Here is a 23,020-nt window from a genome sequence, read left to right as displayed (position 1 = left end):
AAACTCACGGTCGCCGCAACCGGAAGTAACGCGTCCCGCTGCCGGCACCGATGGTGACCGACGATTGCCCGCCCGCGGACGTCGGGGTCTCCGACACGGCGGTCCAGGTCGCCGGCGACAGCGAGGGTGTGGACTCCAGCACAAACCCTTCCGCGGAAGCCGGCCAGGACAGAACGACGGAGTCGCCCTCCCGCCGGATTGCGAGACTGGGCGCCGACCCTCCCGCTCCCAGCAGGATCGCATCCAGCTCCTCCTGGCTGTATTCCGTCATGAGTTCCGGATTCGTGCTGAACAGCAGCAGATCGATCGTCACCCCGCCCTCCCGGTACGAGATCGTGAACTCCAGCGGCTGCCCCACACGCTCCGCCGTCACCTCGTACGCAAAATGAACATTCGGCTCCCCCGTCGTCTCCGGGTTGTTGAACTGGCTCGATCGCAGCTCGTTCCAGTGGAAGTTCCCCTCCCAGAACGCCGCCCCCTCCTCGTCCCCCATCGAGTGATCCACCCGCCCCAGGTCCCCTTCGTTGATCCACAGAAATCCCGAGATCCCACAACACCCTTCCGCATACCCCCCGCGCGGCAGCGGCCAGTCCGTCTGCGGATCCGCGTTGAAATCCGGCGGCACGAAGAACGAATCCTCGTTCAGGTAATGCACCTCGTTGCCCCCGTTCTCATACATCGTGAACCGCATGTAGAGGTAGTAGGTCCCCGGATGCACGAACTGCACCGTGTACGTCACCTTGTCGCTGTGCTCTCCAAACCCCGTCAGCGTGTACAACGCCGCCTTCTTCGAGGCCGTCGTGTTCGGGCCCAGGATCGGGTCGCCCCGGAAACTGGTCATCGACCCGCTGTCGTCCACCCGGATGAACCCCGCCTCCGGATTCTCATTGGACTTGGTGTGGAAATCCTCCGCCTCGAGGATCAGATACGACCACGCCCCGTCCCCGCTCCCCACAACATTCCCCGGATCCTGCACCGTCACCTGCGCCCAGCCAGGCAGCACTGCCATCAGGGTCCCGATCGTTCCCGCCAGCAACAAGGGTCTCATGTAAGCCTTCCCCAAACGTGATTAGGTGAGAGCACCGGTGACTCGCACGGAATACGGTATCCCGTCCCTGCGGATCCACGGCTGATGGGCGGATGTCACCAGCTCACCCGGAGCGGGTCAAGAAGAGATCTGAATTGCATACTTCAGTCGTATGAATCGTACGGATTCCGCCCTTCGAAGGAAGGACGGAACTCCAGGAAACGATCCCGCGAAGCCCCCGGTGAGGTGAAGCGTCCCGCCCCGGCCGCCCCCCCACCCTCCGATTCACCCCGTCGTCACCCCGTCGCCATTGACGACCGGCCTCGAACCCGGCTTTACAATGGAGCCGTGGCAAGCCTCCCACGCCCGCGCCAGTCCCCGCCGCCCACCTGCGGGTTCACCCTCATTGAACTCCTCGTTGTGATCGCGATCATCGCGATCCTCGCCTCCATGCTCCTCCCCGCCCTCGGCCAGGCCAAGGGCCGGGCCATCCAGATCAATTGCCTCAATAATCTCAAACAACTCGGCCTCGCCACCCACATCTACGCGGCCGACGCGGACGAATGGCTGCCCCCCATCCAGGGGCTCCTTCCCCAGGGCGGCGGCGAGTCCACCTGGCGCGCCTACCTGTTCCCCTACGTCGGTCGAGTCGCCCGCCTCTACGATTGCCCGGCCGAAAAGGAGGATGTGTACGCCAACGCCCGCCCCTCCAAATCCCGCCCCCCCAGTCCCTGGCTCCTCGGACAATTCCTCCCGGGCGAAATGGACATCCCCAGCGGAATCGGCGCCGTCAACGTCCACTGGACCTTCGGCGGCGCCCCGCCACCCTTTGGCCGCCCCGCCGGTTACGAAAACAACCTCTGCCGTACCGCATCCATCGAATCCCCCTCCCAACTCCTGTTCTTCGGCGACGGTCACAGTGACGTCTTCGGCGTCTGGCCACAGGATCGCTGGTGGATCTGGAAGGAGGTCGGCAATGCCAACAGTCCCGGCTTCAATCGCCTCGCCCAGGGCGACAAAGGCGCCGTCCGCCACAACCGCAAGTCCAACTACGTCCGTGCCGACGGCAGCGCCGGCCTCCTCGACCCCGCCCGCATCCCTTGCGACACCTCGGCCTGCTGGTGGTCCGCCAAGGCCGATCCCCATTAACCTCGCACCCGCCTCGCACCCGCCTCGCACCCGCCTCGCTCCCGCCTCGCTCCCATCGCCCCCCAGGTCCCCGGTCATGCGCCGCGTCATCCGCCCCGCCCTCGTTGTCGCCCTCCTCGCTGCCGCCGCCATCGTCTCGCTGCGCGCCTGGCGCGCCCAATCCGACCCCGCTGAAAAAGGCTTCTTCTACGACCTCAGTGCCCAACGCATCTTCATCGGCCCCCGCGACGCCGCACCCCCCATCCGCGGCGTGGACGGCCCTGTAGAGGATGGCTTCCGCGCCCTGGTGATCTCCCGCACGGGACGCCCCGAGGACCGCCGCTCCTGGGAGGTCGCCTACCTCGAAACCTTCACTCCCGAACTCAAACGCCGCACCGGACAAGCCCAGGCCGCCGGCGAGGCCCTGTCCATGGGCCGCCTCGAAGCCCAAACCCACCGCCTCGTGCGCCGCCTCTCCGACACCGATTGGCACCCCATCGCCTCCCCCAAGGGTGAAATCATCGTCCAGGAGTGGGCCAAACCCGGCCCCGACGGCCGCACCCCCGTAGTCTGCACCCCGTGAACTCATCCCCGACGCCATTCCCCAACATGAATTCCATCGACCCCTCCCACCGCCGCACGTTCACCGCCCTGACGGCCCTCGCCTGCGCCCTCGCCGCCACCCTCCACGCCCCGGCCGCCACCCCGTCCGTCCTTCCCCAATACGACACCTACCTCGCCGGCGAGGATATCGTTGTCGCCTTCGCCGACGGGCCCGGCAATCCCAAGGACTGGATCGGCGTGTACCCCATCGAGGTCGTCCCCGGCTCCGTCCCCTCCACCCTCTGGCGCTACGTCGATGGCACCGGCAGCGGCGGCGGCCATCTCGGGCTCCATGAAGGCTCCATCACCTTCCCGAACGGACTCTCCCTCGCCGGCGACTGGACCGTCTTCCTCCTCCTCAACGACGGCTATACCGAACTCGCCCACCACACCCTCTCTGTCGTGGACCCCGCCACCACTCTCGTCCGTTCCTCACGCCGCACCTACGGCGTCGGCGAACCCATCGAAATCTCCTTCCTCAACGGCTGGGGAACCCCGACCGACTGGGTGGGACTCTACCGCGAAGGCCAGACCCCCGGGCCCGGCACCCCGGCCACCCTGTGGTTCTATGTCGGGGGAACACGAACCGCCACCGAGGGCCTCACCGACGGCACCCTCGACTTTCCAACCGGACTGACCTCGCCCGGCGAATACGTCGCCCATTTCCTCTACAACGACTCCTACGAGATCCTCGCCTCGGCACCGTTCTCCGTGGTCGCGGCGCCCCCGCCCTCCACGCCGCGCCTGCTCAGCCTCCAGCCCGCCAACGGCTCGTCCGGCCTGCCCCCGCTCCTTTCCTTCGCCGCCTCCATTACCAACGGCATCTCCCGCATCGTCCCGGCCTCCGTCACCCTCCAACTCAATGGCGTCACCGTTCCCGCCACCGTCACCCCGGATGGGGAACTCCTCACCGTGACCTACCGCGCCGACACCCTCCCCGCGCCCGGTTCCACCCACACCTGGATCCTCGCCGCCTCCGACGACGCCACCCCCACTAACCCCCTGCGCGCCGAATCCACCATCACCATCGCGGCCTATCGCAACATCGTCCTGCCCGCTCCCCTCTACTTCGAAGACTTCGACACCGTCGCCGAGGGTTCTCTCCCGGCCGGCTGGACCGATCAAAGCCACACCATGCCGCTCAACGACACCTTCGACTTCGGTGACCTCGGCTCCCTCGCCTATGCCCGGTGGACCGTCGTCAATGCCGACCGGTTCCTCGAACCCCTCGCCACCTACGGCAATCCCGAAGCCCTCTCCACCGACTACCGCCGCGTCCTCTCGGTCAACCCCCTCAACGTCCTCAACGGTGCCGTGTATGATCAACCCCTCGCCTCCGGCCGCTTCCTCTTCGGCAACTCAGGCTACCAGAACGGCGCCGGTTCCCAGGTGCTCACCCTCTTCACCCCCGACTTCGACCTGTCCGGCCGATCCCACGTCCACCTCGCCTTCAAGAGCCTCTGGGAACAAAACCAGGACAGCCTCGCCGCCATCGAATACTCCGTGGACCGCGGCGCCTCCTGGCTGCCCATCGCCTACTGGCTCGACGGCTCCGACATCGTGCGCGTCACCGACGAGGCCACAGGGATCACCCGCATCGACGTGGATGCCACCTTCCTGACCGAACGCTCCGACATCGCCCGCTACGTGGACGACTTCGGCGTCGAGGTCGGCGGCTACTACGGGGCCTTCATCGCCGCTCCCCTCACACCGGCCCTCGCACCCCACATCGAGGCCCGCATCGACGACAATCCCGTCGAATCCAAACGCATCGAACTCTTCCGCCTCCCCGCCGCCGACAACCAGCCCGCCGTCCGATTCCGCTTCGTCCATGCCGGCACCGATTCCTGGTATTTCGGCATCGATGACCTCGGCCTCTACTCCATCGACCCTGACCAGGGCGGCGAACCTCCCGTGCTTGCACTCTCGCGCCAGGGCAATGAACTCGTCCTGTCCTGGTCCGCACCCGACGGTTGGACCCTGCAATCCACCCCGTCCCTGACCGCCCCAGCCTGGCAGCCCGTCCCCGGCGCCACCGGCAACTCCCACCCCGTCGATCCCACCGCCGCAGCCGCCTTCTACCGCCTCACCCGCTGACCCCCGGCGCTCCATCCGCCCCTCACCCCACCGCCTCACCCCACCCCCTCACCGCGACCCGCAACGCTCCCAACCTGCCCACCCAACGATGCAAACTTCGTGCACATGCACGATGTTTACGTCCAATTTAACGACAAGAATTCCGTGCATATGCACGGAATTTCCGTCGCCTTCGGGTCGCATCTCGGCCTCATTCCTCCTGCAAATCGACCACAAATTCGTGCATATGCACGGAGTTTACGTCATATATCACGGCGAGAATTTTGTGCATATGCATGCAATTTACGTCCTTGGAATCCTCGCCCTGGCCCCTCACCCATCGCGCGGAAACCGCGATGTCCTTTGCAACCCGGCCCCCATCCACCGTGTCATCCGTTCCATGCGCTTCCACACGTCGCTCCCGATGCTTGCCCTGGCCTCCTTCCTCGTCCTGCCCAGCCGCGCCGCCGATCCGCAGGCCGACACCCTCCAACGCACGTTCCCCGCCAATCCCGGCGGCCGTCTCATCCTCGACGCCGACCGCGGCAGCATCTCCATCGAAGGCACCGACGCCGCCGAAGTCCACATCGAGGTCGAACGGCGCGTGTCCCGTGGAACCCTCGCCCGTGCCGCCGCCCTGCTCGATCAACACCAGGTCCACTTCTCCGAAAGCGACGGCACCCTCCGCATCAAGTCGGAGGGACCCGACACCAGCCTCTGGGGCTGGCGACGTCCCCAGCTCAATGTCGCCTTCCGCATCCGGGTCCCCCGCTCCTTCCATATCGACGCCAAGACGGCCGGCGGCAGCATCCGGGTGACGCAACTCGCTGGTGAGGTGTCGATTCGCACCGCCGGGGGCTCCCTTCACCTCGAGGATGTTCGAGGCACCGTCGTCGGCCGGACCTCCGGCGGGTCCATCCGTGCCACCCGCCTCGAAGGCGACATCGAACTGGGCACGTCCGGAGGCGGCATTCAAATCGAGCAGATCTCCGGCACCCGCCTCAAGACCCGCACCTCCGGAGGGTCCATTCGCCTCGCCGGAATCAATGTTCCTGCCGAAGCCCACACGTCCGGGGGCGGTCTGGACATCGAGGCAGCGTCCGCGCCCCTTCAGGCCAGCACCAGTGGCGGCTCGATTCGTGCCCGCTTCTCCACCGCTCCCCGTGCCGATGTCTCCCTGCGCACCTCGGGCGGCAGCATCAACGTCACCCTGCCCAACGATGCCGCCCTCGAACTCGATGCCGCGACCAGCGCCGGATCGGTCCAATGCGACTTTCCCGTCACCGTCTCGGGCACCGTCCAGCGCAATGCCCTGCGCGGACCCATTGGCGGCGGCGGCCCGCTCCTCACGCTGCGGACCAGCGGAGGCAGCATCCGGGTGCAACGCCCCTGATCGACGTCGTCGGCCCCGGCCATCCCGGGTTCACGGATCGCTTTGACCCGACCGTTCCATTTCCATCACCCCAGTCCGCCCCGCCACCGTGTACACCGCGCGGAACCGCGTGCCATCCACCCGCCCGTTGACCGAGTAGCCGCCGAACAGCCACAAATCCTGCCCCCCCTGAACCAGGTACTCGCCCGGCCGCACCGGAGTGAGGACCAGAAACGTGTCGTGGCTCGACGTGAACACCTTCCACCACCGACTCCGAAACGCCGCCCGGTAGAGATGGTCCCCCACCGGCGTCAGTACACACTCCAGCGCCCCTCCATGCCCGGGACGCGCCTCGTCCTGCCAGCGCCCGACCCAGTAACCCTCGACACCCTTTGCCTCGAATCCGGGCGCCCGCGCGGCCCGCGCCTCCCTGCGAAAACTCGCGCATCCCGCCGATCCGACCATCGCCACCAACAGCAGCCACGCAAGGACGCTTCTCATAGGAGCGGGACCTTACCCGGCATCCAGCCAGCGTCCAGCCAGCCTCGCCTTTAACCCGGGGCATCCCGGAGTCTTGGATGAGGAGACAGCGGATCGGAGGGACGAGCTCCGCGAGTCCTCAACCCAACGCTCCACACCGTTGTGGCCTCGTGGAACCCAGCCCTCCGAGGCGACGCTTCGCGAAGTTCGCACCCCACTCCACAACTTCGGGATGCACGGCTCTAACCCGGGGAGACTCCCGAACTCGATTCCGCCCCGATATCGAAGTGCCGGACCCATTCCCTCTGTATCTCCTCAAGCAGCGTTCCCCGCCCGAACTCCCGCAACAGATCCGCAAGGATCTCCGCCTTGGCCCCCGTCGTAAACCCGGGCGGGCCCCCAAGGATCAGTTCCAACCGTCTTCGCAGCGTCGCCCGATCCCCTCCGCGGGTCGGTTCCTCCGCCGACGTGCCACTTGCCGCCCCCTTCAGCGAACCCGCCACCGCCGCCCTGTCCCCAGCCGGACCCAGGTCGAACTGTACCGTCACCCGATGCGTCGAGGTCCCTCCCGCTCCATTCCCTCCCCAGTCGGTCACCGGCCGAACCACGGGACGCCCCTCCGGATCGACCTCGGCCGTCACAGCAAGTTCGAGCGTCACTTGAGAGCCGGCGCCTCGACCCCCTGGAACTTGAAGACCCGCCTGGATCTCCTGACGCAGATACCGGATCCAGTCGGCCAAATCTGGGACACGCACGCCTCTCCCTTATGCCAACCCGGCCCGAAAGAAAACCCCCAACGCATTCAGCGCCAGAGGACCGGTGCATCCGGGAGTCGTGGGTGAGCAGGCAGCGGATCGGAGGGACGAGCTCCGCGAGTCCTCAACCCAACGCTCCACACCCTTGCGGCCTCGTGGAACTCGGCCCTCCGAAGCGACGCCTGGCGAAATGGGCGCATCTCAGCCTTTTGGAGTTCGCCCAAGACAGCGCGCCCTGCCTCATTGCATGGCTACGGTTAAGCCCCGGTGGCCTCGTGCCATCGATCCAGTCGTTCCCCCAGTGCCTCCAACCGGGATGCATCGCGGTCCAATCCCGGAAAATCCCGCGTCAATCCCTCCAGCGTCGGGAGCGCACCCCAGGCCGTCACCTGAAACACCTCATACAGCCGCCCGGCAGGCAGTCCCAACGCCCGCGTGCGCCTCGAAATCACCCCGCGATACTGTTCACGCCAGGCCATCGCATCGGGCGAGGCCTTCATGTGATGCCGGTCCACCCAGGGCAGCCATTCCTGCAATTGCGATTCGTGGCACCAGGCCAGGTCCCCCATCAGGTCGGTCACCGCCCCGACATCCACCGCCAGATCGTGCCGGTGCCCGGCCGCCAGGTACCCGTCGAAGGTGTTGAGAATCACTGGAGTCCGAACCGCACGCGCCGTCCCTTCTCCTTCTTCCGGGTACTCGGGGAGGTAGGCATGGGGCACATTCACAAGGTAGGCGACGGCCCGCACCGCCTCTGCAACATCCAGATGATCCACATGGACCCCGGCCAGCGGATCGACCGGAATCGGGGGACAGAAGAGATAGTCCGGCTCGAACTCCCGGATCTCTTTCCAAAGGGCCGGCAGCAATCCCGCAGACTGCGCCAGGCAGCCTTCCCGGAACGGACTTCCCGACCCGTCCCGCAGCAGGCGCACCTCGAATCCCCCAAGCGCCCCGGCCTTCTGCTGCTCAGCCCACCGCCTCGCGGCAGTGGCCTCCCGGCTCATCGCGTGATGCCCGGCCGCGCCATCCGTGCTAATCAGGATGCGCCGCGCCACCGTCGGATGAGCCCTCCGCCATAGCTCGAACGTCCCCGCCGCGGTGAACTCGAAGTCATCGAAGTGGGCGTGGACGAACAGCAGCTTCATTCCGTGAGTCGATCTCCCCCTGCGCACAGGCCCTGCCTCCACGAATGGGAGCAGGGCATGCCCGAACGGAACGGAGGCCTGCGCCAGACCTCCATTTACTCCTGCACAACCACCCGATAGAACCGGGGCTGATCCGACTGCACCACCGTGTCGCAGACCGTCACCGCAGTCGGGCTATCACCCGCCACCGGATCGCAGACAGTCAGCGTTTGCCAGTCGTCTCCCTCCACAGCGGAACTGTACTCGACGCGATAGCGCTTCCCGGGAAGCCCCGTCCACGAAATCTCGGCCTGCGGCTCTGCACCTGTCAGAAGGCGTACCCGCACCCGCATTTCGTCCCCATGACCGGCACCTCCATTCCCACCCTGTTCACCCAGTGTGATACGCCCGGAGGCAAGGGCCGCCCGGTTGACCCGCACCACGTCACCGGAAGCCAGCGTCACGGAAGTGGCGCTGAAATCACCCACCTGGTCGGGAACCCAACGGATGCGACCGTCCAACGCACCGTCCAGTTCTTCGGCGGGCAGGTTGGAGTCCGCAAAGTACAGAGTGAAGTTCGGCGCCACTTCCAGGGCCATCTCCACGTCCGCGGCGCTGTTGGCCAGCTCGAGGTAATCCACATACAGCGCATACGTCCCTTGCGACTCGGGCCCGCTGAAGCTGAACAGCGTGAAGGGAGTGCCATCCAGGGTGAGCTGTCCAAGCGCCCCGTTGTCCCGGAATCCAGCCGTGGAAACTCCCCGGTCTTCTCCGGCCCAAACGTGCTGGGCCTGGCGGAACCGGTTCAGGAAGGACCGGATGGCCGTTCCCGAAAGATCCCCTTCGACCGGCCGCCGCACCAATTGAAAGCCATCGTTCACGAACCATTGGTTCGAGGCCATGATCCCTCCGTCCGTCAGCCGGCTGGCCACATCCAGAACCAGTGTCCCGAACCCTCCTGTACCCGTCTCAATCACCGACATCTGCGCCTTGAAGTCGTCGGCCAAGATCCGAAGGCTCGCCGCGGTCTCCAGCTCTCCTGCCTCCAGTTTGAGGTCCCGGGTGAAGAGTGCCAGGTCGCCCCGTGTGGAAGTGATGCTGCCCGAACTCTCCAAAGCGTCCGCGCGAATCTCAATGGTCGGCGCCGACATGCTTCCGGAGTTCGATATCACATTCACCGGTCGTTCTGCCGTTCCGAGAAAGATTCGGTCCGCCGAACTCAATCCGCCCATGTGGATCAACTCCTCAAGAATCGGAAAATCAGGGGCATCCGAGGTGCTGACGTTGCCCCTGATCTCGACTTTGGGCGCCTCGATCAGGAGTTCCTCGCCCACCGCCATATTGTCGAAAATGCGGACCTCCTCGCCACGACCGGTGAACCGATGCGTCTGGACGGGAACGATGGTCTGGAAATTGCGGGACACGATCAACGTGTGGAACCGGATCTCCACCGTATTGGTGACCTGAAGCGTCGGATCCGCAGGATCCGGTCCCGGAACGAAGAGGAGATTGGTCCAGGCCGAACTCCAGCAGCTCACCGTTCCCGTGAAACGGCGCACGGTCGTGGCCACCAGATTGGAGACAACCAGAGGACCCTCCGTACTTCCCACATCGTATTGAACCAGCGGCGCATCGACAAAATAGGGCGGGCGCGGGGACAGGTTGGCAGCTTTCACCGACATCAGTCCCTCGCTCCGGAAACGGGCCAGTTGCACATCCAGATTGGTTGCCTCGATCTCGATGCGGCCGGGAAGGTTGGTCGGGTTGCTCAATTCGGGAATCAATCCGAAAAATCCCCCGAACCCTCCCCCTCCTGTGAGCACACGCGCCGGCGTGCCAATGCGCGCCGAATAGCCCGCATAGACGTTGGTCACCAGCGGCGATGCGTACTCCGGGTTCACGAGGAGGGTTGGCGCAAAGGTCACGTTGGTCCCGACGCGCCCTGCCCATTCCGGAGGTGTGATCCTCGAAACCAGAAGGCTGTTTGGCCTTTGGTACGTGGCGGCAGGCGACGAGATGGTGTTGGTGTACAGGACCGCGTTGGTCAGGGAGCCCAGATTATCCAGCACATAAACGAAGTTCGTGACGGGCTCTCCGGTGATGGTGTCCACATCCTCGAAGGTGAACTGGACCATGGCCATCAAACTGCCGGGCACATCGCCCGTTCGGGGAGGACCCCAGCCCACGTCCACCTTCAACTGCGGATCGAAGCTGTTGGTGTCCACGAAGATCGTCTGCACCACCCAGTTGGTCGGACTCACTGTGTTGGTCCGGGCGAACGGATGCGGCGCACTGACGAACGCATTGTTGGTGGTCAGGTTCGGAACCATGACCTGATGGGACCCCGAACTGGCGTTGGGTCCCGTCAGCAGCGCCAGATTGAATGGATTGGTCCCGGCAGGATCGAGGACGTTGTTCACCCCGGCGCCACCGTGGATGTCCTGAACCCCGTTGTCGTTCGAGTACTGCAACGCCCCATCGAAGGTGAACCCGGGAGAAATCGGGGCATTGGGATCCTCGCCCGCCCGCATGCCGCTGCGCGCCAGCCGCACATTCTCCCCCTGGATCTTCATCAATCCTTCGGCCCCGACCGTCAATCCGCCACGATTCACCACATTCGTCGCGTCGATGAGTATCCAGGAATTATTATAGAAACCTCCAAACCCAAACCCTGCAAAGAAGGTGCCCCCGAATCCGGAGTTCATGGCCACCGTTCCGTCATTGTGGAAGCTGGCGGCACGGGTCCTGAATCCAGTTTCAGGCATCAGATCGAAGCGGAACCCGCCGCCTCCCTGGATGATCGCCCCGGAGAAATTGGTGTAGTGGAGCGTATTCTGGGTTTCGTACGGAACATCGTTGGCTGAGACCTGAAACACTCCGCGATTCAGGAAGGTCACCGCATCGATCATCGGAGCGCTGGTCACCCCGGTGTTCTCGTACAGGGGGCTGGGCGCCGCCCAGGGTGCCAGCCCGCCGAGACCGACCAGCGCAACCGTTGCCAGGAATTGATTGAAGGTACTTCGCACAGTATGCACTCCCGGTTCAGATCCAAATCAGCGTCCGCCAAACACGCGGTTTTCGATGGCCCGAATCGACGTTCCCGTCGGGTAGGCGATGGGCGCGTTCGTGCTTCCATCGAACGAACCCCACACAAAGTCCGAATGAGTCCCTGGCTGGTATAGAAAGTTGGGCTGCTGGTTCACGAAAACCGCCCCAACCTTATTGAAGGTGATTCCACCCGGCCCCTCATACTGCCCGGGTCCGCTCAACGCAGCCGAGCCGTTGATGGCATCATTGCTCGTCGCCATCGCGGTACGTGCCAGAAACGGATTCGCGCCGGCGTCACCCGCCAGATCCTCCGCCGAAAACAGGATGTCCGGCGCTGTCAGTACCCGCGTCACGCGTTGACTGATCGTCCGTTCCACCCCGTTGGTGATGACAACGCGGACGGTCTCCACAAACTGATTGGTCACGGCATAGGCGTTGGGTTGATAGACCACACCCAGCCCAGGACGAACGAACTGGAGTCGATTGATTCCGGGGCGAAGCCCCTGAGGATAAAATGGCACTCCCGGAAGCGCCCCGCCCGTTCCATCTCCCGGATCGACGATGTTGGTGGAGGGGGGCGAAATCGGTGTCCAGGCGCCACCGCCACCCCCCAGGAACGCACCCGCCGCCCCGGTGGCATCCGGGGGCAGCGTCTCCACATTCTGGTTCTCGGGACGATAGATGTACCGAAGGCCCCCGACATCGTCGCGCGTCAACCCGGTGAAGTAGCTGCCGAATCCGAAGACACTATAGGCAAAAAGGGCAGTCGAAGAGGCCACCGGTTCTGCCAGGATCAGCGGGTCCACCGGCTCAGGAATGGTGGAAGCCTTGACCACGACCCCGTCCTGGTTCTCGTAGATCCCAAGATAGGTCCACAATTGCCCGTTGATGTAGGGCGTAGGTTCGAAGGTGACCGGATCGAAATTCCGCATGATCGAGAGATAGTTGGTCTGCTCCGGCGGCGTCCAGCGGGCTCTCAAGGTGTAAACGAAGCGTTGCGGAGGCGCCAATCCCACCTGCTCCAACAGGATCTTGAGGGCCATGGCCCTCAGATCCATCATCCCCAGATCCCGCGCCCGGTAGTTGACCCGCATGGTGAACAGCGGGTAGTCATCGATGTTGATCTCCGACATGGGTGGCAGCGCATTGAGGATGGCGATGGCCCCTTCGACCGCATTGACGCCGTCCTGTCCGAAATAGTTGAGGAAGGACTCATCGAAGGCGTAATGGATCTGCGGGACCACCCAACGATGCTCCTCGCCCAGATTCATCGGCCCGTAAATGTCGGGATCGCCATCCCGTCCGGTCTGATCGGTGTACCAGGCCGGCACCTCGCCGAAGAGTGAGAAGGCCTCGGCCCGCTGAATGCCGGCCAGCAGCCCCATTCCGACGCACACACTCAATAGGATTCGCAACATAGGCGGTGCTACCTGACTCGAAGGACGCGATACAGCGAGACCTCTTCGCTCGCCATCAGAGTGATTCCATCCACGGTGTCCGCCGCAAAGCGGGGTCCGCCCTGCGCAGTCCACACCCGGCCATCCGAGGACGACTGCAACTGGTAGAGGAAGCCGGGACGAGTCGTCCATTCCACCCGCAGCCCCAGGGGAGTGGGTTGAACCCGGACTGTCAGACGGCTTGTGGGATCCGTGGGATCCGTTCCCGCCAGCCATTCCTCAAGGTTCGTGGCGCCGTCACCGTCGCTGTCCTCGTGAGGTCCGGGATACCTTTCGGCACCGGGCCAATAGAGTTCCTGCCAGTCATCCGGCAGACCGTCGAAGTTTCGATCCGCCCCCCATGTGCGACCCTGAGCGGCTGCGGAACGGGGAGAGGCTTCGCCGCTGGCCAGCACATAGGCGATTTCGACGGAAATGACGCTCCCGGGAGCGAGAGCCTCGTAAACCCAGTAGTTTGCGTCCACTTCGGCAAGTAGCCCGCCGCCTGCCGCATACACCCGGTAGGATGCAACCTCGATCCCTGGCACCGGAGGCCAGGAAATCATGACACTCGACGAGGTCAGGCCGGAGACCAGCGGAACCCCGGGAGGCGCGAGCTTCTCCTCGATGACCAGCCGTTGCCCAAACAAATCCATTCCGCTCCCCGGCAGATTGCTCGACCAGGCGGTCAGAAATCGCCCACGTCCATCCCCGGCGACGGCCGGGAAGATCTGGCCTCCGCCGGTGGTGCTGTTGACCAGAAACTCATCCGCCGACGGACCCGATGTGCCGTCCACCCACCGGCCATAAACGCCTTCCCACGATCCGTCCTGACCCATGCTGCTCCAGACCGCCAAAGCACCGGAGCTGCCGGCAGCGAGGCGCGGACGGTATTGATCTCCAAACACATGCTGGTTGACGAGGAACTCGGACCCGAGGGGTTGCCCGGTTGCGCCAAGCCGTAGAGCCGCGATGTCGTAACCATTTTCCCGGGAGGTGGGATTCCGTTTGGTCCAGGCAAGAAGGTGGGGCCCGCCGGGAATGGCCACAAGGGTCGGATGCGCTGCCGGCGCATCCGTTCCCGCGATACGCTGGTCCCCGGTCAGCGGTTGCGCGCTCGATGAGAAGGCCCGGGTGTAAAGTGCGATCTCGAAGACGGGGGCTCCCCCGCCGATCACGCGGCGTCCGGAGTCGTCCCGGAAGTCGCGCTCACCGACCAGGCGCTCGCCCACCCAGGCGACAAGAAATCCGCCCTCGGCCGACGAAGCGACGGTCGGAGCACGACGCCCCATTCCAATCTGTTGATTCACCCGGAATTCCTCCCCCAGGAGGGTTCCAGACGCCGAAATCAGTCTTCCGAAGACATCGTAGTTGGCGCTGTCCTGCCGAAAGCTCGCCCAGGTGATGACCACAACCCCTCCTGTGAGCACGGCGACGGAAGGTTCCACCTGGTGTTCACCGGCCCCGGATGGGATACGGATGTCTCCCGTGACGAAGGTTCCCGAGGGTCCAAGGATGCGGGCATAAACGCTCGGAAACCCCTCCCGCGGAGCTCCCTGCCAGACGAACACGGCCCCCCCCCCGGGCAGGAGAGCCACGCGTGCATGCTCCTGATCCCCCGTGGCGATCTCGTTGATCCTGAAGCGTCCACCCTGGGGTGAAAGCGTTTCGTTGACGGCCAATGCCGAAATGCCAAGCCCTTGACCGTCGGTGGCAGCATCCTGCCAGACCAGCCATCCCCCTGTGGAACCTAATGCAAGGTGGGGAAGGACCTGGTCGCCTGGGGCCTGGGGGGTCAACAGGAATTCCCCCCCCTGCCGGACGACGGGGCCGCCTCCCAGCGTGGAGGCGCCAGCCAGAAGGCCACCACTCACGCCGGCCAGCAGGGCGACCACGATACGGATTCGAGCTTTCATGCCAGGGATTCCGCCGAGTTTCGGGCAGGTTTCCACACCGGTCTCACAAACGCAATCGAGAGTGCCGTCATGATCGTCGCCTCACTCCCGTCCGCGGGCCTGCAGCGGAATGATGTTCGGGTCGTAGGGCAGGTTGTCCGGAGTGTGAATCGGGTTGCCGGCCGGATCGATGATGGTCGGAGTGATGAAGATGACCAGATTCCGCTTGGAGGCCGAGGTGGACTCCGTGCGGAAGAGCCGTCCCAGCCAGGGGATGTCGCCCAGGAAGGGGACCTTGTCCCTGATCTTCCGAATGTCCTCCGAGATGAGCCCGCCCAGGACCACCGTCTGGCCGTCCCACACAATGGCGGTGGTCACCACCTGGCGCATGCGCAGGCGCGGCAGCGGAAGCTGCGCCTGGATCGGCAGGCCGATCGTGTTGCCGGCGACGCTCTGGGCCTGGGGCACGAACAAGCCTGGATCATCGTACCCGAGAAATTCGCTGAAGGTCGGAATGATGCTCATCTCGATGGTGTACCCGTCTGCGGCCACATACGGGATGACATCGAGCACCGGACCGAAGGGAGTGACCTGACTGATGTAGTTGACGGTTGGGGCCACCCCGCCACCGGCCTGAGCCACCCCTGTCCCCAATCCGCCGCCGGCCCCGACGCCCCCTCCGCTGGCTGTCTGGTTCAGGTCCACCCCGGTGACGATGGTACGCAGGTCGTTGATGACCACCTGGGCCTGTCTTCCGCTGAGGGTGGTCACCCGGGGCGCGGCCATGACCTCGATGGCCCCGCGCTGCTCGAGGGCCCGAATCGCGACACGAAACTGGGGATCGGTGAGCAGGCCGGTGATGGTGCCCAGGGTGGGAACCGTGGCGCCCTCCCCACCGACGGTGTTGCGCAAGCCGCCTGTGAGAACGCCGTCGGTGGACGAGGCAGGGACGTTGCCTGGCCCGGGGAGACCGAAGGAATCCGCAGGCCCGGGGAAATTGCCGCTGGGATTGGCGGCCGAAGGCTCGCCGACATAGGAGGGAGCCGTGCCAGGCTGGATGCCCAGCCGGTTGTTTCCGAAGAGGGTATTCCCGACGATCCAGTCAAACCCAAGGGCCTTGAGATCGTCCTGACCCACTTCGGCAAAGCGCGCCTCAATCTGGATCATCGGAGGCGCCGCGTTGAGCACCTCGATCGCCTGTTCGACGATCTCGATCTCCTCAATGGTGGCCCTGACCATCAACATCCCGAGGCGGTCGTTGAAGAAGACCGAGTTGGGAGGCAGGAGGTTGACCCCAGCGGCGGCGAAGAACTCGCGCACCACCTCCTGAACGGTGGCTGTCGCCGTGGGTACGGTCACGCCCCGCAGTCCGTTGCTGCCTCCGCCGGCTCCGCCCAGGCCCCCGCCCCCGCCCCCACCGAATCCACCGCCGCCGCCCTGCCCGCCCTGGATCACGTTATCGGTGATCAACACCCGGGGAATGATCGCTCCAATGCTGCCCCCCTGACCTCCCTGGCCGCCGCCGCCGCCGCCCTGTCCGCCACCGCCACCGCCGCTGCCTGTCTGGAAGTCGCCGAATGGAATACCCGCCACCGATTGGAGTCCGGACTCGAAGGTGTTGGGGTTGACCCTGAAAATGCGTGTCACGAGTTGGGCGGCCTCGGGGCGCTTGTGCATGAAGACCACGGCGTAGTCTTCGATGGTGATCTTGATCGGGCTGGAGGCCGCCTTGGTGACGGCGTCCAGGACGTCGGACATCCTCACGTTATCGAGCGCCGGGTAGATTCGGACCGAGACATCGTTGAGATTGACCTGCTCCGCACCCTGTATCTGAATGATCTGACCGGTGTTGGGATCCGTGAAGAACTGTCCGGCGGCCTGGGTGTTATCCAGGTACGGATTGATAAAGAAATTCACGCCTTCACCCTCCGGATCGCGTAGCCTCGACTCTTCTCTCAGATAGAGGACCACCTCGCTCAGGGGCAGTTCCTCGAACTTGACGTCATTCATCCGGATGCGATCGAGCTTGGACATGATGGTTTGACGGCCCTTGCTCGTGTGCACCAGGTTGGTACGGGCGAATGGATTGGAAGGGGGAAGTTGGGAGCGGTTGAGGGGCTTGGTCCACGCCTCGTCGATCTCGAGGAGAGAGTACTTGTTCATGATGCCCCGCCGCCTGGTCTCGACGCGGGCCTTCTCGTCGAGGACCAGCTTCATGTAGTAGTTGGCGGCCGCATTGCCCGGCTCCGCCTCGAGGGCAGTAACCAGCTTCTCCTCCGCCCTGGCCAGTTGGCCGGCTTCGAGAAACACGCGGGCATCCTGGACCAGTGTGGCCACCCGGATATTGCCTTCACGAATCTCAGGAAGCTGTCCCAAGGTGTCCGCGCTCGGAACGCGCCCCCGTCGCTGCGCCAGCACCCGATCGAGATCCTGCTTGAGGGCTGCGGCCTGCTGATTGAGGGGATCCAGGCGCAGCACGCGTTCGACATGGGCGAGCGCCTCGTCCACATGGCCCCTTCTCCGGACGTCGTTGGCGAGCTGCATCCGTGTGCTGGAGACGCCAGCGATGGCGCGGTCCCGCTCGACGTCCGCCCGACTGCCCACCCGGGTGGCGAGCTGGTAGGCATCCTCGTAGCGTCGGGCCGCCTCGGCCAGGCGCCCGGCGGTGGCGTCCCGGTCGGCTTGGGCGAGGGTCTGTCCGAGCAACCGGTAAGCCTCCTCACGGCGCGCTCCTTCCTCGATCGCCGAGGGGACCTGAGCCTGGGCATGGAACGGCACCGGCAGCGCGGCGCCCCAGGCCAACAGGAGAGCGATGATGGGAACGGCAACTGGGCGGATCATGGAGCTGGGTTCGTTACGCGACGGAAACATAAAGTCTTACCTCTCAGGGGGTCCCCTTCAGACGGATGTTCCAGCGCTTGTGGGTGCTGGACTGGACAGTAACGGTGTCATGAGTGATGGCAACGACAATGTAACTCTGCGATCCGAGGCGGATCCCGCCCGGTTGCCGGGCGCGCACATTGCTGAACCGGTTTCCAAGCTTGTCATGGACAAGGTCGGCCTCGTATCCGGCAACGCGTCGGTAGGGATTCTCCCGGGTGATGACGGCCGTCTCCGTGGAATCGGTGAACCGTATTTCCACGGAGGCTGGCTCCTCGGCCGGACCATTGACCTTGGTCAGGACAAAGGGATCGTTCCTGGAACTGACCCCCTCGGAGAGATACACTTGACGTGGGCGCACCGAACGCCCGCCCTTCGACTGGTCCAGAACCAGAAACCGGTATCGCAGGCTTTCCCCGCTGCGTTGGACGCCGTCGAATTCGACCAGAAAATCCAGCGGGCGGATGGCGGTGGCGGAGAGCCCGCCCGGTCCGTCCTCATCGCCGCGCACGACCTTGAAGAGGGTGCCGTCGCTTCCCGGCCGCCAGGTGACGGGATTGAACAGATTGTGATCCCCGTCGAGTCTGAGTTGGGGCTCCAAATGGACCCTTCTGAGAATGCGCTCATGGTTGGAGACATCGACGGGCGACACCTCCTTCTTCCTGGCGCGAAGGCCGCTCTCGAGGGCCTGGCGGATGGTCTCCTGATTCCTGGAGACGCGCAGGGGAAGCAGCGCCGCCGTCCCCAAGAGAGCGAGGAGAATGACGCTGAGGATGAGCTTTTCGTAGTGAGCCGACAGCGCGGCCCCGAGTTTCTTGAGTTGGTCCATGCGGGCGGCGTTGAGTTATTCAGCGGTACCCATCCCGTCCCCGTCCGGCATCCGGACCGCGGCCGCGCGTGCTGGCGTGCGCCGGGCTGTGTCAGGCGCCGGACGCGGTGTCACGAAGTCGAGTTGAAGGATGACCAGCAGCGGACGTTCCTCGATCGCTCCACCCGGACCGCGTCCTCCCCCGGGAGGGGCCATCATGGGCGGCATTCCTGGTGCCATGCCGGCTCCCGGAGCCCCGGGCCCGATACCATACCGTTCACGGAGAGCCGGGTCCATGCCGCCGGCGCCTCCCCCCCCTCCTCCGATTCCGTAACGGTCGCGCATCGATGGGTCCATGCCGCCCCCCCGTCCCCGACCCCCACCGATCCCATATCGGTCGCGCATGGAGGCATCCATGCCGCCCCCTTCACCCCGGCCCCGTCCCAGGCCATACCGTTCGGCCAGTGCCGGGTCCATGCCCCCGATCCCGCCACCGGGCTGGGGTGGTGCCATGCCCGGTGTAACGGGCATCATTCCTGGGGGAACCATCATGGGCATGCCGCCAGCGGGGCGTATCGTCGTCGGCTCGACATTGAGCGTCTTGATGGCGATACAGGGTCCCAGGGCGGCGAGTCCGCGGATGACTTCGGCCAGTTCGGAATTGAAGGATCGAAAGCTCAGGTCGTAGGGGGCACGAATGACCCAGTTATTGGTGACAGGGCCCTTGGTGAGGAAGTCGGAGGTGCCGCCCTCCTCGCGAAGAACCGCCGAGCGACGGATGGTGGAGAGGGCGTGAACCTTGGCGTTGAAGAGCACCCGGCAAAGCGTCGAGATATGCGCGACCTGCTGGGCGATGCGCGGGATGGCATTGGAGTCGAACTGGCCCGCATGGTCGCGCAGGCGTTGGAAGGTGAACGCGTAGCGGTCGGGCAGTTCAACGCCCGCCGCCTCCGCCTCGCCGCGCAGTTCGGAGATGGTGTTCTCGATCAGAAGGCGCAACGAGAAGGTGTCGGTGACTTCCGGTGCCGGCAGGGGGTGAAGGGTGCTTCGCAGGGACAGCGCCAGTTGCTCCATGCGCTCCGCCTCCTCACGCACCAACTGGATGTTCCGGTCCTCGGGAAAGGGATTGAGGTTGTTGAGCCGGCCCCATTCGTTCTGCTTTTCCTCCAACTGCGCGTTGATGTCCGCCTCGCGCGACGATTCGGAGTAGAGAAAGAAGCCGCTGCCCCCGAGCAGGACGAGGCCCACCAGCCCGCCGAGGACGAGCATCAGATTCTTCTTGATCCACGGCATACTAAAGTTTGATGGGGTCCTTCAGGCCCAAGGTCAGTTCGAAGGTGAAGGTGGGGTCCCCGGCCTCCGGCGTGTTCTGCTTGCCGAGGCGGGTTTTGGCGGCATCGAAGTGGGGACTCGCCTTGAGTTCCTCCTCAACCGCCGCGGAAATATGCAGGTTTCGGGTCGGGGACAGCCGGTACAGGTTCACCGCCCGCAGGACCACGCTGATCTCGGACACCTCGTTGGTGTTGGTGGAGCGGCTGGCGGTCGAGGATGTCGCAGCAGGCGCGGATCCGTCATCCTCACTGCCGTCATCCGCAGCCGCAGTGCTGGGGGGCAGGAGGCCGTATCGGCGCATGAGTTCCGGGGACATGGTGAAGGTGGTCGCAGGCGCCTCGTCCTGCTGGGCCACCTCCTCCTCCCCCTCGCCCCGTGTCACGTTGCCCATTCGGAACGACTCGATCCAGACCCCGACATCGACGCCCGGGGGACGGGCCTTTTCTTCGGCCCTCAGGAGGGCCTGACGCAATTCCCCCAGCAGATCCACCCAGCGATACTTCGCGGTGAGCCAGTCGCGGTAGGTGTTGGCGTCGGTTTCGGCCCGTTTCAGGGCGGACATGGCGCTGCTCAACTGCTGTTCACGGGCCTGCAGCGGCTGGACATCCGAGGCGATCTGTTCGAGGGCCACGGCCTTGTCGTCAGCCACTTTCCGGGTGAAGAGGCCCAAGGCCACCACCACGACCACCAGACTGAACAGCGAGGCGAGGAAATAGGGTTTTTTCTGCTCGAACTGCTGGCGCTTCAGCGAGCTCTTGGGCAGGAGATTGAGCTCGATCGGACACTGCGCCAGGTTCCGCAGCGCGGTCCCCACGAGTTCGCCCATGCTGTGGGCGACGGCGGAGAGGTCATCCACATTGACCGTGGGCGCCACCTGGACGTTGCGGAGCGGATTGAAGTACTCGACCGGGATGTTGAGCTTTTCCCCGAAGAACTGCGCCGTGTAGGGCATGATCGATGCCCCCCCCGAGAGCACCAGCCGCGCGGGAGCACTCCCGCCCTGCTGGCCCCGGTAGAACTGGATGGTCTGGTTGACCTGGATGTGCAGGCGCGTCATCACCTGCCGCGCCACCTTGGCCACGGCCGCCTGCTTCGGATCCTCGGGTTCCTCGTAGGCCCCGCCGAGGCTCACGAACCCGTGGGCGACCTTGAACTGCTCCGCCTCATTGAAACGGACCCGCGATTCGGTGGCGAAATCCTGCGTGATCGAGTTGGCGCCGATGCTGATGCTGCGGGCGTAGATCTTGTCCTTCTCGAAGAACAGCACCGTGCTGGTCTTCGCCCCGATGTCGAGGAGCATGGTGCAGCCGTCCTGGTCCGCGTAATTGAAGCGAAACGCGTTGGCCAGTGCGGCCGGCGACACATCGACACTCTGCAGCCGGACCCCCCTGGACTCGGCAACCCGGAAGAGCCCCTCGACGATATCCGTCTTGATGGCCACCAGGAGGACCTCCATCTCGCCGCCGGGCGCGGCTCCGAGGATCTGGTAGTCCCAGACGACCTCCGCCAGGGGGAAGGGCACATTCTGCTGCGCCTCGTACTGGATGATCTGCCCGACCTTCGCCGAATCGACCGGCGGCAGCTTGACGAATTTCGAGAAGACGTGAAATCCGGGCGCGCAGACATTGGCGGTCCTGGCCGAGAACCCCCGCTCGGTGAACAGATCCTGCAACCCCTTGGTCACCACCCGTTCCCGGGCGCTCTCCTGGGACCCCTCCAGCCCGAGCGCTTTGAAGCCGAACTGGCGCAGCACCAGATGGCCCGAGTCGTTGATCTCGAATTCGGCGACTTTCAGCGTCCCGGCGCCGAAGTCGATCGTCAGAAATGGTTTCGCTTTAAGCATGGTGCCTCATGCGCCCCGCCGACGCGCGGGCGGCTGCCGCCGAACGAACGCCGGAACCAAATGGGAGCGGGCGACGGCTGGTTAATGGAAAGCGATTCATAGGGTCAACCAAAAAGGTCCCCGACGGGCTGTTCGGACTTCATACGGACTCGCCCCTTTCTTGACCACAAAAATAATCGACCGTGCGGCGCAACCCCTCCTCGAGAGGAACCAGCGGTTCCCAGTCAAGCAGTTTCTTCGCCCGCCCAATGTCGGGGCGCCGCTGCTTCGGATCGTCCTTGGGAAGGGGTCCGAATCGAATCCGACTGCGGGAGCCGGTGGCCCGCAGGATCTCGTCGGCAAAGGCCCGGACGGTCATCTCGACCGGGTTCCCGAGATTGATCGGCAGGGGCGCGGCAGGGTCCTCACAGGCCATGTACCGCTGCAATCCCTCCACCAGATCCGAAACGAAACAGAAGCTGCGCGTTTGCGACCCGTCGCCATGCACCGTCAAGGGCTTGCCCGCCAATGCCTGTCCGATAAACGACGGAACCACCCGCCCGTCCCGGAGGCGCATCCGAGGGCCGTAGGTGTTGAAAATGCGGGCGATCCGTGTCTCCAGCCCGTGCTCCTGGTGGTAGGCCATGGTCAGGGCCTCCGCATACCGCTTCGCCTCGTCGTAGCAACCCCGCGGCCCCACCGGATTCACATGGCCCCAGTAGGTTTCCTTCTGCGGATGCTCCTGGGGATCCCCGTAAACCTCCGACGTGGACGCCAGCAGAAAACGCGCCCCCTTGTCCTTGGCCAACCCCAGCGCCTTGTGCGTCCCCAATCCGCCCACCTTCAACGTCTGGATCGGCAGTTCGAGGTAATCCAACGGACTGGCCGGGGACGCAAAGTGCCAGACGTAATCCACCGGCCCGTCGAGAAAGAGATACTCGGTGACGTCCTGGCGGATAAACCGGAAGTGCTCATCCCCCGCCCATCGATCGATGTTCCCCACGGATCCGGTCACCAAATTGTCCAGCACGGTCACCCGGTGCCCGTCCCCTCGCAGAGCATCCACCAAGTGCGACCCGACGAACCCGGCACCCCCCGTCACCACGGAATGCGGCGGTCGGGTGCGGGTCCTCCGGCTGCGTGCGCGTTTCGCCATGCGTCGTGACTGGACGTCCACTCTGCCCGAACCCGGGTCGCCTTGGGAAGCACCTTGATGAAGTGCGCCTCGATT

The 23,020-nt window shown here is 64.8% G+C and carries 16 protein-coding genes; 4 read left to right on the top strand and 12 right to left on the bottom strand.

Annotated features, from left to right (window positions below):
• Nucleotides 1–4: 4 nt before the first annotated feature.
• Nucleotides 5–1,048: a hypothetical protein gene (locus KF833_22350; GenBank protein MBX3748059.1), complete on the bottom strand. Its 1,044-nt coding sequence runs from the start codon at nucleotides 1,046–1,048 to the stop codon at nucleotides 5–7.
• Nucleotides 1,049–1,132: 84 nt separating this feature from the next.
• On the opposite strand from KF833_22350, the gene KF833_22345 reads away from it, so the two are divergent.
• The 4 genes from KF833_22345 to KF833_22330 all read left to right on the top strand — a co-directional run bounded on the left by KF833_22345 (nucleotide 1,133) and on the right by KF833_22330 (nucleotide 6,227).
• Nucleotides 1,133–2,176 (top strand): prepilin-type N-terminal cleavage/methylation domain-containing protein, encoded by a 1,044-nt coding sequence (locus KF833_22345; protein MBX3748058.1) that lies wholly within the window; start codon nucleotides 1,133–1,135, stop codon nucleotides 2,174–2,176.
• 76 nt (nucleotides 2,177–2,252) lie between these two features.
• Complete coding sequence (locus tag KF833_22340) at nucleotides 2,253–2,738, top strand: hypothetical protein (protein MBX3748057.1); 486 nt, start codon at nucleotides 2,253–2,255, stop codon at nucleotides 2,736–2,738.
• Between the two features lie 26 nt (nucleotides 2,739–2,764).
• Nucleotides 2,765–4,855 carry a hypothetical protein gene (locus KF833_22335; GenBank protein MBX3748056.1) on the top strand — a complete coding sequence of 697 codons (2,091 nt, stop codon included), beginning with the start codon at nucleotides 2,765–2,767 and terminating at the stop codon, nucleotides 4,853–4,855.
• Between the two features lie 379 nt (nucleotides 4,856–5,234).
• Entirely contained in the window at nucleotides 5,235–6,227 is a 993-nt protein-coding gene (locus KF833_22330; GenBank protein ID MBX3748055.1) for a DUF4097 family beta strand repeat protein, read from the top strand.
• A 30-nt stretch (nucleotides 6,228–6,257) separates the two neighbouring features.
• Here KF833_22330 and KF833_22325 read toward each other — a convergent pair whose 3' ends face one another.
• The 11 genes from KF833_22325 to KF833_22275 all read right to left on the bottom strand — a co-directional run bounded on the left by KF833_22325 (nucleotide 6,258) and on the right by KF833_22275 (nucleotide 22,945).
• Nucleotides 6,258–6,707: a hypothetical protein gene (locus tag KF833_22325; GenBank protein MBX3748054.1), complete on the bottom strand. Its 450-nt coding sequence runs from the start codon at nucleotides 6,705–6,707 to the stop codon at nucleotides 6,258–6,260.
• A gap of 221 nt (nucleotides 6,708–6,928) precedes the next feature.
• Nucleotides 6,929–7,441, bottom strand: a complete 513-nt coding sequence (locus KF833_22320) for a hypothetical protein (GenBank protein MBX3748053.1) — start codon at nucleotides 7,439–7,441, stop codon at nucleotides 6,929–6,931.
• A 257-nt stretch (nucleotides 7,442–7,698) separates the two neighbouring features.
• Complete coding sequence (locus KF833_22315; protein ID MBX3748052.1) at nucleotides 7,699–8,589, bottom strand: PIG-L family deacetylase; 891 nt, start codon at nucleotides 8,587–8,589, stop codon at nucleotides 7,699–7,701.
• 95 nt (nucleotides 8,590–8,684) lie between these two features.
• Complete coding sequence (locus KF833_22310; GenBank protein MBX3748051.1) at nucleotides 8,685–11,594, bottom strand: hypothetical protein; 2,910 nt, start codon at nucleotides 11,592–11,594, stop codon at nucleotides 8,685–8,687.
• A 27-nt stretch (nucleotides 11,595–11,621) separates the two neighbouring features.
• Nucleotides 11,622–13,034, bottom strand: a complete 1,413-nt coding sequence (locus KF833_22305; protein ID MBX3748050.1) for a hypothetical protein — start codon at nucleotides 13,032–13,034, stop codon at nucleotides 11,622–11,624.
• Between the two features lie 8 nt (nucleotides 13,035–13,042).
• A complete protein-coding gene (locus KF833_22300) occupies nucleotides 13,043–14,968 on the bottom strand; it encodes a hypothetical protein (GenBank protein MBX3748049.1) in 1,926 nt (641 codons plus the stop codon).
• Nucleotides 14,969–15,049: 81 nt separating this feature from the next.
• Nucleotides 15,050–17,788 carry a hypothetical protein gene (locus KF833_22295; protein MBX3748048.1) on the bottom strand — a complete coding sequence of 913 codons (2,739 nt, stop codon included), beginning with the start codon at nucleotides 17,786–17,788 and terminating at the stop codon, nucleotides 15,050–15,052.
• Between the two features lie 43 nt (nucleotides 17,789–17,831).
• Nucleotides 17,832–18,656, bottom strand: a complete 825-nt coding sequence (locus KF833_22290; protein ID MBX3748047.1) for a hypothetical protein — start codon at nucleotides 18,654–18,656, stop codon at nucleotides 17,832–17,834.
• Nucleotides 18,657–18,671: 15 nt separating this feature from the next.
• Nucleotides 18,672–19,928 carry an Amuc_1100 family pilus-like protein gene (locus KF833_22285; protein ID MBX3748046.1) on the bottom strand — a complete coding sequence of 419 codons (1,257 nt, stop codon included), beginning with the start codon at nucleotides 19,926–19,928 and terminating at the stop codon, nucleotides 18,672–18,674.
• A 1-nt stretch (nucleotide 19,929) separates the two neighbouring features.
• Nucleotides 19,930–21,810, bottom strand: a complete 1,881-nt coding sequence (gene pilM, locus KF833_22280; GenBank protein ID MBX3748045.1) for a pilus assembly protein PilM — start codon at nucleotides 21,808–21,810, stop codon at nucleotides 19,930–19,932.
• Nucleotides 21,811–21,949: 139 nt separating this feature from the next.
• Entirely contained in the window at nucleotides 21,950–22,945 is a 996-nt protein-coding gene (locus tag KF833_22275; GenBank protein MBX3748044.1) for an SDR family oxidoreductase, read from the bottom strand.
• Between the last annotated feature and the right edge of the window lie 75 nt (nucleotides 22,946–23,020).

Source organism: Verrucomicrobiia bacterium (assembly GCA_019634625.1).
GTDB lineage: Bacteria > Verrucomicrobiota > Verrucomicrobiia > Limisphaerales > CAIMTB01 > CAIMTB01.
The sequence above is the reverse complement of the archived record's forward strand: the minus strand, read 5'-3'. Positions and strand labels throughout refer to the sequence as shown.

Bases quoted from the DNA above. Each gene is read 5' to 3' on its own strand.
- KF833_22350 (MBX3748059.1), bottom strand. From the start codon at position 1,048: ATGAGACCCTTGTTGCTGGCGGGAACGATCGGGACCCTGATGGCAGTG.
- KF833_22345 (MBX3748058.1), top strand. From the start codon at position 1,133: ATGGGCGGATGTCACCAGCTCACCCGGAGCGGGTCAAGAAGAGATCTG.
- KF833_22340 (MBX3748057.1), top strand. From the start codon at position 2,253: ATGCGCCGCGTCATCCGCCCCGCCCTCGTTGTCGCCCTCCTCGCTGCC.
- KF833_22335 (MBX3748056.1), top strand. From the start codon at position 2,765: ATGAATTCCATCGACCCCTCCCACCGCCGCACGTTCACCGCCCTGACG.
- KF833_22330 (MBX3748055.1), top strand. From the start codon at position 5,235: ATGCGCTTCCACACGTCGCTCCCGATGCTTGCCCTGGCCTCCTTCCTC.
- KF833_22325 (MBX3748054.1), bottom strand. From the start codon at position 6,707: ATGAGAAGCGTCCTTGCGTGGCTGCTGTTGGTGGCGATGGTCGGATCG.
- KF833_22315 (MBX3748052.1), bottom strand. From the start codon at position 8,589: ATGAAGCTGCTGTTCGTCCACGCCCACTTCGATGACTTCGAGTTCACC.
- KF833_22305 (MBX3748050.1), bottom strand. From the start codon at position 13,034: ATGTTGCGAATCCTATTGAGTGTGTGCGTCGGAATGGGGCTGCTGGCC.
- KF833_22300 (MBX3748049.1), bottom strand. From the start codon at position 14,968: ATGAAAGCTCGAATCCGTATCGTGGTCGCCCTGCTGGCCGGCGTGAGT.
- KF833_22295 (MBX3748048.1), bottom strand. From the start codon at position 17,788: ATGATCCGCCCAGTTGCCGTTCCCATCATCGCTCTCCTGTTGGCCTGG.
- KF833_22290 (MBX3748047.1), bottom strand. From the start codon at position 18,656: ATGGACCAACTCAAGAAACTCGGGGCCGCGCTGTCGGCTCACTACGAA.
- KF833_22285 (MBX3748046.1), bottom strand. From the start codon at position 19,928: ATGCCGTGGATCAAGAAGAATCTGATGCTCGTCCTCGGCGGGCTGGTG.
- pilM (MBX3748045.1), bottom strand. From the start codon at position 21,810: ATGCTTAAAGCGAAACCATTTCTGACGATCGACTTCGGCGCCGGGACG.
- KF833_22275 (MBX3748044.1), bottom strand. From the start codon at position 22,945: ATGGCGAAACGCGCACGCAGCCGGAGGACCCGCACCCGACCGCCGCAT.